The sequence below is a fragment of the Luteimonas qiangzhengi genome (assembly GCF_039548515.1).
In the GTDB taxonomy this organism is placed as follows: domain Bacteria; phylum Pseudomonadota; class Gammaproteobacteria; order Xanthomonadales; family Xanthomonadaceae; genus Luteimonas.
Genome location: NZ_JBCLVE010000009.1, coordinates 105,896 through 121,247, shown reverse-complemented (window position 1 = coordinate 121,247; position 15,352 = coordinate 105,896). Strand labels below are relative to the sequence as shown.

Genomic DNA, 15,352 nt, shown 5'->3' with positions numbered 1-15,352 from the left:
TGCGCGGTATCCGGCCGACGCGGATGAAAACCGGGGAACCGTGGCGACCGCACGCAAGGGGTGGGCGGCGCCTGATGCAGCTGGCGGAATCCGGCTGCTACTGGAGAGGGCCAAATGACGGCTGCGAGTCCACGTATGCGCAATGCGCTTACCCTGTTTTCTTCCGATGACGATGTGCTGTGTCATCGGGTCCGCCTGGTGCTTGCGTCAAAGGGGGTCGCCCACGACCTCATCTCCGTGGATCCACAGGATCCGCCGGAGGACCTGATTGATCTCAATCCCTATCATTCCGTGCCCACCCTGGTGGAGCGCGACATGGTGCTGTACGCGGCCAGCGTGGTCTGCGAATACCTGGATGAGCGCTATCCGCATCCGCCGCTGATGCCGATCGAACCGCTGGCGCGGGCGCGACTGCGCCTGGCCATGCTGCGCCTGGAGCACGACTGGGTGCCGCAGATCCAGAAGATCCAGCGCGGAACCAAGCGCGAGGCGGATGACGCGCGCAAACGGCTGAGGGAGCTGGTGACCGCGTCGGTGCCGCTGTTCAAAGCGCACAAGTTCTACCTCAACAGCGAGATGAGCCTGGCCGACTGCGCCATGGCGCCGATTGTGTGGCGCCTGCCTGCACTGGGGGTTCCCCTGCCCAGGGATGGCAAAGTGATCGAGGACTACGGTGGCCGGATGTTCCGCAACCCGGCGTTCGAGCGCAGCCTGACCGCCGCTGAGCGCAAGCTCAACGACCTTCCGGGCTGAGCCTGACGGGCCGCCCTGGGCCCGCAGCGGTTAAACTTGCCGCATGAGCAATGAAGAAAATTTCCCGGCGATGACCAGCCACCGCCCGTACCTGTTACGGGCGTTATACGAGTGGATCGCTGACAACGGTATGACCCCCCACCTGCTGGTGGACGCGGAGCAGCCCGGCGTGCGCGTCCCAGCGCATACCGTCAAGGACGGAAAAGTGGTGCTTAACGTGGCCGAGCGGGCCGTGGTGCGCCTGCAGCTGGACAATGATTCGGTGCGCTTTTCCGCCCGCTTTGGCGGGGTCAGCCATCCCGTCGACGTGCCCATGGCTGCAGTGGTTGCCATCTATGCGCGTGAAACAGGGCAGGGCATGGTGCTGCCGGAAGACGTGGGCGGCCCGCAGCCCGATCCCGATGGCAACCCACCTCCGTCGCCAGATGGGGACGGCAACGGCGATGGTCCCGGTGCGGAACCCACGCCGCCCAAGCGCGGCCACCTGCGCGTGGTGAAGTAGGTCGGGGCTACGTCCCCGACGCGCGCGAGCCACGCATCCCGGCGTTCACCATGAACCATGGATCCCTCGCGTCGGCCGCGTAGGGCCGACCTACGGCAGTTCGCTGCCAGTCCTTACAGGACCGCTGAACGACACCAGCTTTTCGCCCTGCAACACCATGCGGCCGACGTGGCGCTGTACGCCATCGTCGGACCAGTAGAAGCGGAAGCTGTATTCCATCCCCAGGCGCCCGTCATGGCGCCGGCGCAGGCGCAGCCGCTCTGCATGCACGCTCTGATCCAGCAGCTGCACTCCCGCGCGCTGGCAGGCGTCGCGGCCCAGGGCAGTGGCCCGCTCGGCGGCCGCTCTCGAGGCGCTCCAGAAAGCAGCGCCCGCGGCCCCCACGATCATTGCCAACGTCATCCATTCCATGGCGTCATTGTGGCCCAAAGGGCGGGCCCGGCGAACGGCTCAGGCCGGTGGCGGACCCAGCTTCATGGACAGATCGATGGCGTGTACATGCTTGGTCAGCGCGCCGATGGAAACGAAGTCCACGCCGTCCTCGGCCACCGTACGCAGGCTGCCCAGGTCCACGTTGCCTGAGACTTCAAGCGGGATCCGGCCATGGAACGGTTCGCCCTTGGCGATCCGCACGGCCTCGCGCCGGTCGTTGGCGGTGAAGTTGTCGATCAGGATGCGGTCGCAGCCGGCATCCAGCGCCTCGTGCAGCTGTGCGATGGTTTCCACCTCGACGATCAGCGGCAGGGCGGGGTGCAGCTGGCGCGCGCGGGCAATGGCGGCGCTGACCGAGCCGGCCACGCGCACATGGTTTTCCTTCAGCATCACCGCGTCGTACAACCCCATGCGGTGGTTGACTCCGCCGCCGGCTTGCACGGCATATTTCTGCGCAAGACGCAGGCCGGGCAGTGTCTTGCGCGTGTCCAGGATCCGGGCCCGGGTGCCGCGCACCGCGTCCACATGGGCGGCGGTGGCGGTGGCCGTGCCGCTGAGCGTCTGCAGGAAATTCAGCGCCGTGCGTTCGGCGCTGACCAGGGCACGGGCGCGTCCTTCAAGGGTGGCCAGCACCGTGCCGGCCGTGACGCGGTCGCCTTCGTCGACATGCCAGTCGATCCGCACGGCGGGATCAAGCGCACGGTGGCAGGCGTCGAACCACGGCCGGCCGCAGACCACCGCATCTTCCTTGCACAGCAGATAGGCGCTGTCCGCGGTGTCGGGCAGCAGGGCCGCGGTCACGTCACTGTCGCCCAGATCCTCGGCCAATGCGCGGGCCACATCGGCCTCGATCACGGCCTGCGGTGGTGGTTGCAGGGCCATCGGTCAGGCTTCCGTGAATCCGTCCACGTTGGAAGTGGGGATGGCCTCGTCGGCCAGCAGCACCGGGATGCCCTCGTCGATGCGGTACACCAGCTTGCGGTCGCGGGTCACCAGCGCCTCGCGCAGGGCAACGGTTTCAGGGGTGTCGTCGGAGCGGTTCACCTGGCCGGCCGCAATCGCCGCATTGAGTGCTTGCAGGCCGTGCTTTTCAAGCACGGACAGCGACTGGCGGGTGGCCGGGCAGACGAGGATATCCAGCAGTTTGCGGTCCATGAATCCCTTTTGTGTCGAAAGATGAAAGAGGCTGGGGAAAAGCGTAACACCTGTGCCGCAGGGTCGGCCCGAACCGGCTAAAATGGCGCTTTGCCGACGAGGATCCGCATGTCCGCCACGCCAGCAGATTCCGCAGCGCCGATTGTTGGCGTTGTCATGGGTTCGCGTTCCGATTGGGACACGATGCAGCACGCGGTCGAGAAGCTCGAAGCGCTCGGCGTGCCGCATGAGGTGCGCGTGGTATCCGCGCACCGCACGCCCGATGTGATGTTTGAATACGCGGCCAGTGCCGCGGGCCGCGGCCTGCGCGCCATCATCGCCGGCGCCGGCGGCGCGGCGCACCTGCCGGGCATGCTGGCCGCCAAGACGGCGGTGCCGGTGCTGGGAGTACCGGTGCAGTCGCGTGCGCTCAACGGCATGGACTCGCTGCTGTCCATCGTGCAGATGCCCTCCGGCGTGCCGGTGGCCACGTTCTCCATCGGCGCGGCAGGCGCGGCCAATGCCGCCCTGTTCGCGGCGGCCATGGTGGCCGGCACCGATGCCCGTATCGCCGAAGCGCTGGATGCTTTCCGCAGCCAGCAGACTGAAGCCGTCGTCCTCGACAGTGATCCGCGCAAATGACCGACAAGTCTGCAAGGTCGGTGGTGGGGATCCTGGGCGGCGGGCAGTTGGCCAGGATGCTGGCGCTGGCAGGTGTGCCGCTGGGGCTGCGTTTCCAGGTGCTGGATCCGGCCGCCGACGCCTGTGCCGGACAGATCGTGCCGCAGCTGGCTGCGGGCTATGACGACCAGTCCGCGTTGGAGGAGTTCGCCGCCCGGATTGATGTGGCCACGTTCGATTTCGAAAACGTGCCGGCGGGCTCTGCCCGGCAGCTGGCCGAAAAGGTCAAGGTGTTCCCCAACCCGGAGGCGCTCGCTGCTGCCCAGGACCGGATGACGGAAAAGACCCTGTTCCAGCAGCTGGATATTCCGGTGCCCGCGTTCGAGGACGTGGCATCGCGCGAAGGGCTGGACGCGGCGATTGCCCGTATCGGCACGCCCTGCATTCTCAAGACGCGTCGCCTTGGCTATGACGGCAAGGGCCAGTTCCGCATCCACAGCCCCGGCGATGCCGCGCAGGCCTGGGAAGCGCTGGGCGCGCAGGCGGAGAAGGTCGGGCTGATCCTGGAAGCCTTCGTGCCGTTTGATCGCGAGCTGAGCGTGGTGGCGGTGCGCGGGCGCGATGGTGAATTCCGCACCTGGCCGCTCACTTGGAACTGGCATGTGGACGGCGTGCTGTCAGCCAGTCTCGCACCCGCGCCCGGGGTTGATCCGGCACTGGCCGCGACCGCGTCCGGCTATGCGCGTCGGCTGGCGGAAAAGCTTGATTACGTGGGCGTGTTCGCGCTGGAGCTGTTCTGCCGCGGCAATACGCTGATGGCCAACGAGATGGCACCGCGGGTGCACAACTCCGGCCATTGGACGATCGAAGGCGCGCAGACCTCGCAGTTTGAAAACCACCTGCGCGCGGTATTGGGGCTGCCGCTGGGTGCAACGGACGCGATTGGCCATTCCTGCATGCTCAACTGGATCGGCGACATGCCGGACCCGGCGCCGGTGCTGCGCGAAGCGGGGGGCCATTGGCACGATTATGGAAAGCAGGCGCGCGTGGGCCGCAAGGTGGGCCATGCCACGTTGCGCGCAGATGCGCCGCAGACCCTGGCAGCGGCCCTGCAGCGCGTCGGTGACGCACTCGGCCGACAGGATCAGGTGAGCCCGGTCATCGCCGCACTGCAGGACTGACCTGCAACGACCGGGTCAGACCATGCGGGCAGTGACGGCGTCCCAATCGACCAGCTGCCAGAACGCTTCCAGGTACTTCCCGCGATCGTCGCGGTAGTCCAGCACGTAGGCGTGTTCCCACAGACTGCAGGCCAGCAGGACCCGGTCGGTTCCGGTGAGCGGGGTGACCGAGTGCGGGGTGACGGCAATCGCCAGGCGTCCGTCCGTGCGCTGCAGCAGCCAGGCCCAGCCGGGGCCAAAGCTTCGCAGTGAGGCCTCGTTGAAGTGCTTTTCCAGCCCCGCCAGGCTGCCGAACGTCTGCTTGATCGCGTCGGCCAGCTTGCCCTGCGGCTCGCCGCTACCACTGTCCTCGTCGCTATCCTCGGCGGACGCCTTCAGACCGCTCCAGTAAAGCTCCATCGCCCAGGCCTGGGCCGCGCATTCGGCCATCGCGCCCTGGCCCTTGCGGGCGATGTCTTCAAGCGCCATCTCCGCGAACACGGTGTCGGCGGCAAGCGCTTCCAGCCGCTCCAGATACCCACGCTGCAGGTGCCCGTGGTGCAGATCCAGGGTCTCGCCTGAAAGGTGCGGTTCCAGGGCAGTACGTTCGTAGGGCAGTGCGGGCAGTTCGAAGGGCATGCGTGGTGGATGCAAGGATTACAATGGTCCGGATTCTAACCCCAGACAGTGATGCCGGCCCCGGAACCACCGCGACCGTCGTCGCAGGAGTTGTTCATGCCAACCATGCAGCGGATCCGGGACGAGGTGGAACAGCACCCGATCGTCCTTTTCATGAAGGGAACCCCGCAGTTCCCCATGTGCGGATTTTCCAACCGCGCCGCGCAGGCGCTGCTGGAGTCCGGTGTGGAACAGCTGCATACGGTCAACGTGCTGGAAGAGCCGGAAATCCGTGCCAACCTGCCGCGCTATTCCAACTGGCCTACCTTCCCGCAGCTGTTCATCAACGGCGAGCTGATCGGCGGCAGCGATATCACCCTGGAACTGCACGAGTCCGGCGAGCTGGCACGGATGGTGGCGGAGATCGACAAGCCGTGAGCGAGACAGCATCTTCCGCCCCTGCAGCGCCCGAAGCACAGGCGCCGCTGGCCGGGCGTGTCGTACTGGTGGTTGGAGCGCACGGCGGTCTGGGCCGCGAAGCGTCGCTGGCCTGCGCGGCCGCGGGTGCGCGGCTGGTACTGCTGGGGCGCAAGGTGCCCCGGCTCAACCGGGTGCACGATGCCATCGCTGCTCAGGGCGGTGAGGCTGCGCTGTATCCGCTGGATCTGGAGGGTGCCGGTCCGGATGACTACGCCGAAATGCTGGAGCGGATCGAAGCAGGGTTCGGACGCCTGGACGGTGTGCTGCACTGTGCCGCCAACTTCCCTGGCCTCACCCCGATAGAACACACCGACCCGGCCGCCTTCGCTCGCGCGATCCACGTCAACCTGACGGCGCGCTGGTGGCTGACCCAGGCCTGCCTGCCGCTGCTGCGCAAGAGCGAGGACGCCGCGGTGGTGTTTGCGATCGATGATCCGGCGCGAACCTCGCAGGCCTACTGGGGCGGCTACGGAATTGCCCAGAGCGGGCAGGAAGCGCTGGTGGCAATGCTGCACAGCGAGCTGGCCACCACTGCGGTGAGGGTGTCGGGCCTGCGTCCCGGTCCCATGCGCACGCCGCTGCGCGCCCAAGCCTACATGGATCGGGAAGGGCCGGAGGCGGCCGATCCGGCTGTTTACGCCAAAGCATGCGTGAACCTGCTTTCAGCCGCTGGCGAAGCGCATCGCGGCCGTATCTGGAGTGACGTCGCTCCAAGCCCGTAGGAAGGGCCCGGCAGCCGCGGATGACCTGTACGCAGGCACTTGCAGCACCTTGTTCGAATTCCACATGAAATTGCTGGCCACCCAGCGGGTTGCAGTACTTCGCTGACCGTCACATTGCTGTCATACACGGCCGCTACCGTGTTAATCTGTTGTTAACAGGCTGGCCCGCCAACGCGCGCCGGCCTGGCTTCCACCCCCAATGGATTTCCCATCCGCCGTGCCGGATCGCGCGGCAGTCATCCACGTACGTATCGAGGCCATTGAATCATGACTCCCAAGCACCGCGTCCGCCTCTCGAAGCTGTCGCTCGGTTTGATTGTCGCGCTTGCCGCGGCTCCCGCGTTTGCCCAGAGCACCTCCGCCGGTATCGGCGGACAGGTTGTTGGTTCCGATGGCCAGCCCGTGTCCGGCGCCGAAGTCACCATCCTGCACACGGAGTCCGGCACGGTCAGCCGCGTCACCACAGACGCCAGCGGCCGCTACAACGCGCGCGGCCTGCGCGTAGGTGGCCCTTACTCCGTCACCGTCACCAAGCCGGGTGAAGGTACCCGGACCGAAGACGATGTGTACCTCAACCTGAGCCAGGTCAACACCGTCAACGCCATTCTGGTGGGTGACGTGACCACTCTGGATCGCGTGGTTGCCACCGGCACCTACGTGGGCTCCGACATCTTCAGCTCCACCAAGATGGGGACCGGCACCAACGTTGACCAGCGCACCATCGAAGCGCTGCCTTCAGCGACCCGCAACATCCAGGACTACATCCGCCTGGATCCGCGCATCTCGCAGGTCAGCAAGGCAGACGGCGCGATCTCGGCTGGTGGCCAGAACTCGCGCTTCAACGTGATCCGCATCGACGGCATCAGCAGCAGCGATCCGTTCGGCCTTGAGTCCAACAACATGCCGACCCAGCGCCAGCCGGTGTCGATGGACGCGATCGAGGAAATCCAGATCGATCTGGCCAACTACGACGTGACCATCTCCGGTGGCACCGGCGCCGTGGTCAACGCGGTGACCAAGTCGGGTACCAACGAATTCAGCGGCACCATGTACTACAACCTGCGCGATGGCGACTGGGTGCGCAGCGACCTGCAGGGCGTGGATTTCAACGGTTTTGACAAGGAAGAAACCTACGGCATGACCTTTGGTGGTCCGCTGATCAAGGACCGCCTGTTCTTCTTCGCCAACTACGAGAAGTTCACCCGCAGCGCCCCGGGCACCAGCCTGGTGGGCACCCCGTACGGCCGCGGCAGCATCGACGATTCACATATCGCCCGCATCCAGGCTGCTGCACAGTCGTTCGGCTTTGACGCCGGCAGCTTCGAGCTTCCCGAGTCCAGCAAGACCGACATCGAGGAATACGCGATCAAGCTGGACTGGAACATCAGCGATGATCACCGCGCTGCGTTCCGCTACAGCAAGATGGAGCAGGTGGAGCCGCGCATCCCGGGCATCGGCAACAACAGCATCTCGCTGAGCAGCTACTGGTTCAACCAGAACAAGAACTTCGAGAGCTACATGTTCGAGCTGTTCAGCGACTGGGGCCCGAACTTCTCCACCGAGTTCAAGGTGTCGCAGCGTGACTACGATTCCGTCGCTGCGCCGTTTGCGAACCTGCCGGGCATGATCATCAACAACGTTGGTGGCGTGAGCCAGAGCACGGTGAACCTCGGCACCGAGCGCAACCGCCACATCAACGTGGTCGAGACCTCGCAGATGTCGCTGTTCGGTGCAGCCAACTGGTACGTGGGCGACCACACCGTCAAGTTCGGCTTCGACTACGAAGACAACGACATCCTGAACTTCTACGGCCGCGATCTGAACGGTGTGTACACCTTCGACAGCCTGGAAGACTTTGAAGCCGGCAATGCGTTCCGTTACGACCTGCGCGCCCCGCGTCCGGGTGGCAGCGTCAGCGACATCCCGGCCCAGTACAACTTCAGCAACCTGGGCCTGTTCGTGCAGGACACCTGGGCGGTCAACTACAACCTGACCCTGACCGCCGGCCTGCGCGTGGACATGCCGGACTTTGACGAAAGCCCGATCTTCAACCAGCGCCTGCTGGACATCTACGGTTACGACAACACCGTGACCCTGGACAAGAAGCTGTGGCAGCCGCGGTTCGGCTTCAACTACACCTTCGACAGCGATCGTCCGACCCAGCTGCGCGGTGGCGTGGGCCTGTTCCAGGGTGGTAACCCGAACGTGTGGCTGGCTGGTCCGTTCCAGAACACCGGCCTGAACTTCGACACTTTCGATCTGCGTAACGACAACGTTCCGGCACTGAGCCCGGCCGTGCCGCCGGCGATCCCGGCCGGTAGCGCTGCGCCGCCGCTGATCACCGCCGACATGATCGAGCCGGGCCTGGCCCTGCCGTCGATCTGGAAGGCCAACCTGGCGTTTGATCACGAGCTGCCGTGGCACGGCATCGTGGCCTCGGCCGAGCTGCTGCTGACCAGGAACAAGAACGCGCTGTGGTTTGACCGCATTGACGTGGGTGCGCCGACCGCGTTTGGCCAGGACGGCCGTGCCATTTACTGGAACGAAGCGGGCCGTGACCCGACCAATTCCGGCAACTTCGGCATGACCAACGGTCAGAATGGCGCCGGCAACCGTGCCAACAAGCACCCGGATGTCAGCCAGGCCATCGTGATCCGCAACACCGACGAAGGTTCGGCACGCCAGCTCACCCTGGCCCTGGCCAAGCCGATGCAGGACGCGTGGGGCTGGTCGATTGGCTACACCTACACCGACGCCACCGAGTTCAGCCCGGCCACCAGCTCGCAGAACTCGTCGAACTGGAACAACCAGATGGTGTTCCAGGCCAACCAGCCGGTCGATTACAACTCGCGCTACGCGATCAAGGACCGTTTCACCGGTTCGCTGACCTGGCAGAAGGCGCTGTTCGGCGACAACTACACCCGCGTGGGCCTGTTCTATGAAGGTCGTGCGGGCCGTCCGTACAGCTACATCTTCTACAACGACGTCAACGGCGACAGCGCCACCACCAACGACCTGTTCTATGTGCCCAACGGTCCGGGTGATGTGCTGTTCACCGGCGGCGCGGAGATGGAAGCCGACTTCTTCGACTGGCTCAACGACAACCCGCACCTGAAGAGCTACCAGGGCGGCGTGGTGCCGGCCAACTCGCATCGCGCGGGCTGGACCAACACCTTCGACCTGCGCGTGAGCCAGGAGATCCCGATGTTCTTCGGTCACAAGGCCGAGGTGGCCCTGGACGTGATGAACGTGGGCAACCTGATCAACAAGGATTGGGGTCTGATCGAGGACTACGGTTTCTACTCGACCCGCCGCGTGGCCAATTACGCTGGTATTGACCCGGCAACCGGCAAGTACGTCTACAACTTCACCGGTTCCACCGACAGTGCCGGCATCCAGGAAAACAACGGTGACGGCATCAACACCGGTGTTTCCCGCTGGTCGGTCATGCTCAGCCTGAAGTACAAGTTCTGATCAGCACCACGCAACCCGCTTGAAGAAACGGCCGGGCTTGTCCCGGCCGTTTCCGTTTCCGGTCTACAGCTTTGCACCGGTAAATACCGTAAAGTCCCAAGGCTGGATAAAACGACAAGAACAGGAAGATATGACCGAAGAACTGAAGGCGCCGAGGGCGGTGCCGGTACAGAATGCCCGCATCTACCCGCACGGCGGGCTGGATATCCTTTCGCACAAGGAAGTCGCGCGTCTGAAGGACGCTTCGCGCGGGGGCTTGCACGATCTGCTGCGCCGCTGCGCGCTGGCCGTGCTGACCAGCGGCAGCGCCAGCGACGACCCGCGTGCCGCGCAGGAGCTGTATCCCACATTCGATATCCAGGTGCTGCAGCACGACCGCGGCCTGCGCCTGGACCTGACCGACGCGCCGGCCATGGCCTTCGTGGACGGGCAGATCATTCAGGGCATCGCCGAGCTGCTGTTTGCCGTGGTGCGCGACCTGGCCTGGACCGCGATCGAGCGTGACGAGGACCAGGGCCGCGAGCCCGAGACCTCGGAAGAGATTACCGACCAGGTCTTCGGCCAGCTGCGCAACGGGCGCGTGCTGCAGCCGGGCGACCCGAACCTGGTGGTGTGCTGGGGCGGGCATTCGATCAGCCGCGGCGAATACGACTACACCAAGCTGGTGGGTTACGAACTGGGCCTGCGCGGCTTCGACATCTGCACCGGCTGCGGTCCGGGCGCCATGAAGGGCCCGATGAAGGGCGCCAACGTGGCCCACGCCAAGCAGCGCCGGTACAAATCGCGGTACCTGGGCATCACCGAGCCGGGCATCATCGCCGCCGAATCGCCCAACCCGATCGTCAACCACCTGGTGATCATGCCGGACATCGAGAAGCGCCTGGAGGCCTTCCTGCGTACCGGCCACGGCGTGATCGTATTCCCGGGCGGCGTCGGCACCGCCGAGGAAATCCTCTACCTGCTCGGCCTGCTGCTGCGCGAGGAGAACGAGGGCCTGTCCATGCCGGTCATCTTCACCGGCCCGACTTCGGCTGCCCCGTACTTCGAGCAGATTGACCAGTTCATTCGGCTCACGCTTGGCGAAGAAGCCACCAAGCTCTACGAAATCATCATCGCCAACCCCGAGCAGGTGGCGCGCAGCATGGTGCAGGGCGTGCGCCAGGTGCGCCAGCGCCGGATCGAACGCAAGGACTCGTTCTTCTTCAACTGGTCACTGCACATCCCGCTGGAATTCCAGCAGCCCTTCATCCCCACCCATGAGGCGATGGCCGGCCTGGACCTGCACCACGGTCGCAAACCCTACGCACTGGCCGCCGACCTGCGCCGGGCGTTCTCCGGGATCGTTGCCGGCAACGTGAAGGAAGACGGCATGCGCCGGGTGGAGGAGCATGGACCGTTCAAGATCCACGGCGACAAGGACATGATGGAAGCCCTGGATGCGCTGCTGCGGGCGTTTGTGGCGCAGCGGCGGATGAAGATTTCGGGGCAGTATCGGCCTTGTTATGAGGTGGTGACCTGACAAGGCTTCCGGCAAGGGCCGCCGCCGCCAATCAGCGCGGTGGCGTTGCCACAGGGATAGAGATGGTCGCCACGTAGCGACCATTCCTGACCGCAGTAGTCAGAGAGCCGCGACCGGCGGTCATCGCTTCGATCCGGCTTGCCACCGAGGGCAGCCCCACGCCGTGGCCCTGTCCCGTACAGGTCGGCGCGGTCGCTGGAAGGTCGTTGCACACAGTGATCTGCAGCCGGTCTCCCATGAGGATGATCCGGATATCGATGCGTCCGCCCTCCAGACTGCCTTCAATGCCGTGGCGCACCGCATTTTCCACAAGCGGCTGCACCGACAGCGCAGGCAGTTCGATTGACGGCAACGGCTCCGGCAGATCCCATCCCACCTGCAGCCGTTCGCCAAGCCGCAGGCGCTCGATTTCCAGATAGCGGGCGGCCAGATCCAGCTCTTCCTCCAGTGGAATAAAGCGCGGGCCGGCCAGCGCACTGCGGAACAGGTCCGAGAGATCAAGCAGCACCCGTTCCGCATCATCCGGCCGCTGATGGAGCAGGGCGATTGCCGTGTTGAGACTGTTGAAAAGGAAGTGCGGGTGCGTGCGGGCTTGAAGTGCTTCCAGTTCTGCCTGTTTGGCCCGTACTGCCGCCTGACGGGCGCGCCAGTGGTTGTGGAAGGCCGCCAGACCAAGCACTCCTACCGCCAGCGCGATTCCTGTCACCCGGATCATCGGCAGCAGCCAAGTCGTCTCGTTTCCGAGCAGGGCTGGGGCAACGAAAGCGCGTGCGGTGCCTGTGACTACCCAGTTGGATATCAGCATTATCAACAGAGCAAGAAGCGCCAATTGATAGGGGCTGAGCCTGCGGATCGGTCTGCGCAGTCCATACAGGGTTCCGAGGGTCAGCAGGATGATCCACTGGATAAGGAACGAGGCAAGACCGAATACGACAAGGCGGCTTTCGAGCAATCCAGGAGAAAGTGCCAATACCAGTGCCAGACATTCGCCGGCCAGGATCGACCAGACGATAGCGGGGGCCTGCCAGAGGGCGTCCAGGGGGTGGTTGGATGTCGGGTGCATTTGCAGATGATAGGGCAGAGGACTACCGCTCATGCCGTCGTTTGGCGCCACCCGTCGCCGGACACTACTCCCGGCCTCAATGTCTGTCTAGAGTGGAAAGTCGCAAAGTGGGGTGCCGGGGGAGGGCGCATGATAGTGGAAGATGTCCGTGCCGGATGGGCGCGCAGGGAGAAGGGCTTCACGCTGGTTGAGCTGGCGATCACGCTGGTCGTGCTCGCGGTTCTGGTCACCCTGGCAGCTCCCAGCTTCACCAACATGACGCATCGCAACCGACTGACCGCAGCTGCCAACGAGGTGTCCGCGATCCTGCAGGTTGCACGTATGGACGCGATCAGCCGTGGCCAGGCCGTCACTGTCTGCCCGAGCCCGGACGGAAGCACCTGCGGTGTTTCCCAGGGCTGGTCGCGACTGATCGTCTTCGTGGATCCTGATCGCACTGCGGCGGTTGTCGATAAGGACGACTTCGTGCGCGAGCTGTGGATTGACGGAACGGGGCTTGCGGTGGGAGCCAGCTCAAACGTCGCTGCAGGGCCGTGGATCCGCTTCTCGCCCGACGGCCTGGTGAGGATGAGCGGCAACGCCCGTCAGGGTGCGATCACCGTATGCAGCAGCCGTCTGCCCCCCGAAAGCAACAACGCCCGTGACATCCATGTTGGTGTCAGTCGCGTGTCCGTATCGCACCGCAACGCCACCTCTGACTGCACTGCCCCCAACAACTGAATACACACCATGTCCAGTCCATCTATTCCACTTCACTCCACCACTCCTTATCGCCAGCGCGGCAGCTCGCTGCTGGAGGTGCTGATCGCGGTATTGGTGCTGGCCATCGGCATGCTCGGCTTGGCTGCACTGGCGGCCGTGACTCTCAAGAACAGCAACAGCGCGGCGGCCCGCTCACATGCAATGGTCCACGTCTATTCAATGTTCGACCACCTCCGGCTTGAGCGCGATCTCGCGCAGAGCGGCAGCCTCGATGAGGAATGGACCAGCAGCGGAGACTCGGTGATGTTCAACAGTTGGTTGGCGGACGTGCAGACCAGCCTCGGCGATCCGGGCGCGGCCGGCCTTGTGAGCTGCGATGTCACGGAATGTACCGTTGGCATCAGCTGGGATGATCGTTCTGGAACCGGCGAATTCGGCGGGGGCGCCGAAGGCGACAGACTTCAACTCGTACTGACCAGCAGGTTGTGACCGGCATGACTTCTCGCTTTTATCCCAAGAGGCGCCAACGTGGCGCCACATTGATCGAGCTGATGATCGCCCTGTTGCTCGGATTGCTGGTGGTAGCGGCGGCGGGCGGCCTGTTTCTGACCAACAAGCGCATCTACGCTTCCACTGAAACCCTCAACCGCATCCAGGAAAACAGCAGGGTCTCGTTCGAGTTGATGGCACGCGATATCCGCGAGGCGGGGGGGAATCCCTGTGGCCAGTCCTCTCGAGTGATCAACCAGCTCAACAGCCGCAACAGCGTCTGGTGGAGCAACTTCAACAACGGTCTGCGAGGTCTTCGCGGTGACCTGAACGATAGTGGTCTTCCGTTCGGTAGTAATGCGGGTGATCGGGTCAGCGGAACCGAGGCCCTTGATCTCCATCTGGTGGATGGGCTCGAGAATGCGGTCATCCGGCATGCGAGCCCGGAAGCTCCGCTTGAAATGGCCAGCGTTGACGGTCTGGCCACGAATGATATCGCCATGGCCTGCAATACGGCTTTCTCGCTGATATTCCAGGTGAGTGGCGTCGCTGGCACAGACCTTCACCACGAGGCGGGAGGAGCGGCTCCGGGTAACTGCGCCGCAGACTTCAGCTGGCAGCAACCCCCAAATGCCGGTGACTGTTCCGCAGAGGCCAGCGTCAGCAGCTACTGCGTACTGGTGCCTGAGGCGGAAGTGGCTGGTGCATCGGGCTGCGGGATGATAAGCAGCGAACCGGCGATGGTGGTTCCCGTCCGTACCGCACGCTGGTACATCGGCAATAACAGCCGCGGCGGAACTTCGCTGTACCGGGCCACGCTGGCCAATAACTCCGATGCAGGCGGAACCCAGGTACTGGCCCGTGAAGAGATTGCAGAAGGCGTTTCGGGGCTGAGCATGGAATACCGACTGTCCGGTAGCGGCAACTGGCGAGCAGTCACGGCCGTGGGGGCCGGAGACTGGCCCAACGTGGACGCGGTGCGTGTGCGCTTCGTGACAGAGGCCGCCGAGGGTGCGCTGGAGGGGGGCTATCTGGACGGTACCGATGGGGAGCGTTTGCAGCGCACTACCACGCACGTGGTGGCCATCCGTAACCGGGAGAGCGTGCTGTGAGCCGGGCAATCATAAGAAGATCCACGTTTGGGGGGCGCGCGCGTCGCCAGGAAGGGGCCGCGCTGGTCGTGGTTATCCTGCTGTTGGTCGTGGTGACGCTGTTAGGCCTTGCGGCAATGCGCAGCACCCTGCTGCAGGAGCGCATGGCAGGCAGCCTGATGGCCCGCGGAAATGCTTTTCAGGCGGCGGAGGCAGCCCTGCGCGAAGCGGAAAATGTGGCTGCTCAAGGGGGGCTCGTGTTCCCGGTGCCAGGGGGCGGATGCGCAGGCGGACTCTGTGGCCGTCACGATCCTTCTCTCAGCCCAGTGCCGGACTGGCAGTTGGATGGGTTCTGGAGCAGCGGGGCTGCCGCCGAAGCGTCCGAGGAATTCAATCGAATCAGGGCTGGCTACGTGATTGAAGACTTTGGTCACGGGATCAACGAGGAGTGTCTGATCACCGATCTGGACATGTCTGCCCCAGAGTGTGATCCCAGCAGTCAAGTGCTTCGCATCACTGTCCACAGCCAGGGGGCGGACGGCGCTACCGTTGTCCTGCAGTCCTTGTTCGAAGTGCCATGAGGATTTCCGTA

General features: G+C 64.6%; 17 protein-coding genes. 12 read left to right on the top strand and 5 right to left on the bottom strand.

Going from position 1 to position 15,352, the window contains the following annotated elements:
• Positions 1-114: 114 nt before the first annotated feature.
• Positions 115-753, top strand: a complete 639-nt coding sequence (locus WCE59_RS08040; protein ID WP_343258226.1) for a glutathione S-transferase N-terminal domain-containing protein — start codon at positions 115-117, stop codon at positions 751-753.
• A 43-nt stretch (positions 754-796) separates the two neighbouring features.
• Complete coding sequence (locus WCE59_RS08035) at positions 797-1,255, top strand: ClpXP protease specificity-enhancing factor (protein WP_343258225.1); 459 nt, start codon at positions 797-799, stop codon at positions 1,253-1,255.
• Between the two features lie 90 nt (positions 1,256-1,345).
• Here the strand turns inward: WCE59_RS08035 and WCE59_RS08030 are convergent, their stop codons facing one another.
• Genes WCE59_RS08030 through WCE59_RS08020 form a run of 3 tightly spaced genes read right to left on the bottom strand, consistent with a single transcriptional unit; the run spans position 1,346 to position 2,842 of the window.
• Positions 1,346-1,666 (bottom strand): DUF3301 domain-containing protein, encoded by a 321-nt coding sequence (locus tag WCE59_RS08030; protein ID WP_343258224.1) that lies wholly within the window; start codon positions 1,664-1,666, stop codon positions 1,346-1,348.
• Positions 1,667-1,705: 39 nt separating this feature from the next.
• The gene (nadC, locus tag WCE59_RS08025) at positions 1,706-2,569 is read right to left on the bottom strand and encodes a carboxylating nicotinate-nucleotide diphosphorylase (protein ID WP_343258223.1); all 864 of its coding nucleotides are present in this window, start codon (positions 2,567-2,569) and stop codon (positions 1,706-1,708) included.
• 3 nt (positions 2,570-2,572) lie between these two features.
• Positions 2,573-2,842: a Trm112 family protein gene (locus WCE59_RS08020; protein ID WP_343258222.1), complete on the bottom strand. Its 270-nt coding sequence runs from the start codon at positions 2,840-2,842 to the stop codon at positions 2,573-2,575.
• Between the two features lie 108 nt (positions 2,843-2,950).
• Between WCE59_RS08020 and purE the strand changes: the two genes are divergently transcribed.
• On the top strand, positions 2,951-3,463 hold the full coding sequence (gene purE, locus WCE59_RS08015) for a 5-(carboxyamino)imidazole ribonucleotide mutase (protein WP_343258221.1): 513 nt from the start codon (positions 2,951-2,953) through the stop codon (positions 3,461-3,463).
• Positions 3,460-4,623: a 5-(carboxyamino)imidazole ribonucleotide synthase gene (locus WCE59_RS08010; protein ID WP_343258220.1), complete on the top strand. Its 1,164-nt coding sequence runs from the start codon at positions 3,460-3,462 to the stop codon at positions 4,621-4,623. Before purE ends, WCE59_RS08010 begins: the two co-directional genes overlap by 4 nt.
• A gap of 15 nt (positions 4,624-4,638) precedes the next feature.
• Here WCE59_RS08010 and WCE59_RS08005 read toward each other — a convergent pair whose 3' ends face one another.
• Positions 4,639-5,241: a superoxide dismutase gene (locus WCE59_RS08005; protein WP_343258219.1), complete on the bottom strand. Its 603-nt coding sequence runs from the start codon at positions 5,239-5,241 to the stop codon at positions 4,639-4,641.
• Positions 5,242-5,337: 96 nt separating this feature from the next.
• Here WCE59_RS08005 and grxD point away from each other — a divergent pair, with 96 nt between their 5' ends.
• From grxD to ppnN, 4 genes are all read left to right on the top strand, one after another.
• A complete protein-coding gene (gene grxD / locus WCE59_RS08000; RefSeq protein WP_343258218.1) occupies positions 5,338-5,658 on the top strand; it encodes a Grx4 family monothiol glutaredoxin in 321 nt (106 codons plus the stop codon).
• Positions 5,655-6,422 carry an SDR family NAD(P)-dependent oxidoreductase gene (locus WCE59_RS07995; RefSeq protein WP_343258217.1) on the top strand — a complete coding sequence of 256 codons (768 nt, stop codon included), beginning with the start codon at positions 5,655-5,657 and terminating at the stop codon, positions 6,420-6,422. Before grxD ends, WCE59_RS07995 begins: the two co-directional genes overlap by 4 nt.
• Before the next feature lie 267 nt (positions 6,423-6,689).
• Positions 6,690-9,896: a TonB-dependent receptor gene (locus WCE59_RS07990; RefSeq protein WP_343258216.1), complete on the top strand. Its 3,207-nt coding sequence runs from the start codon at positions 6,690-6,692 to the stop codon at positions 9,894-9,896.
• A 130-nt stretch (positions 9,897-10,026) separates the two neighbouring features.
• Positions 10,027-11,415 carry a nucleotide 5'-monophosphate nucleosidase PpnN gene (gene ppnN / locus WCE59_RS07985; protein WP_343258215.1) on the top strand — a complete coding sequence of 463 codons (1,389 nt, stop codon included), beginning with the start codon at positions 10,027-10,029 and terminating at the stop codon, positions 11,413-11,415.
• 31 nt (positions 11,416-11,446) lie between these two features.
• On the opposite strand, the gene WCE59_RS07980 is transcribed toward ppnN, so the two are convergent.
• On the bottom strand, positions 11,447-12,478 hold the full coding sequence (locus WCE59_RS07980) for a sensor histidine kinase (protein ID WP_343258214.1): 1,032 nt from the start codon (positions 12,476-12,478) through the stop codon (positions 11,447-11,449).
• Positions 12,479-12,607: 129 nt separating this feature from the next.
• Here WCE59_RS07980 and WCE59_RS07975 point away from each other — a divergent pair, with 129 nt between their 5' ends.
• From WCE59_RS07975 to WCE59_RS07960, 4 genes are read left to right on the top strand one after another with little or no spacing between them, the layout of a single operon-like run.
• Positions 12,608-13,198, top strand: coding sequence for a GspH/FimT family pseudopilin (locus WCE59_RS07975; protein ID WP_343258212.1), 591 nt, complete (start codon positions 12,608-12,610; stop codon positions 13,196-13,198).
• 9 nt (positions 13,199-13,207) lie between these two features.
• Positions 13,208-13,669 carry a type IV pilus modification protein PilV gene (gene pilV / locus WCE59_RS07970; protein WP_343258211.1) on the top strand — a complete coding sequence of 154 codons (462 nt, stop codon included), beginning with the start codon at positions 13,208-13,210 and terminating at the stop codon, positions 13,667-13,669.
• Between the two features lie 5 nt (positions 13,670-13,674).
• On the top strand, positions 13,675-14,781 hold the full coding sequence (locus WCE59_RS07965) for a prepilin-type N-terminal cleavage/methylation domain-containing protein (protein WP_343258210.1): 1,107 nt from the start codon (positions 13,675-13,677) through the stop codon (positions 14,779-14,781).
• The gene (locus tag WCE59_RS07960) at positions 14,778-15,341 is read left to right on the top strand and encodes a pilus assembly PilX family protein (RefSeq protein ID WP_449284133.1); all 564 of its coding nucleotides are present in this window, start codon (positions 14,778-14,780) and stop codon (positions 15,339-15,341) included. The genes WCE59_RS07965 and WCE59_RS07960 overlap by 4 nt, the downstream gene beginning before the upstream one ends.
• Positions 15,342-15,352: the final 11 nt, after the last annotated feature.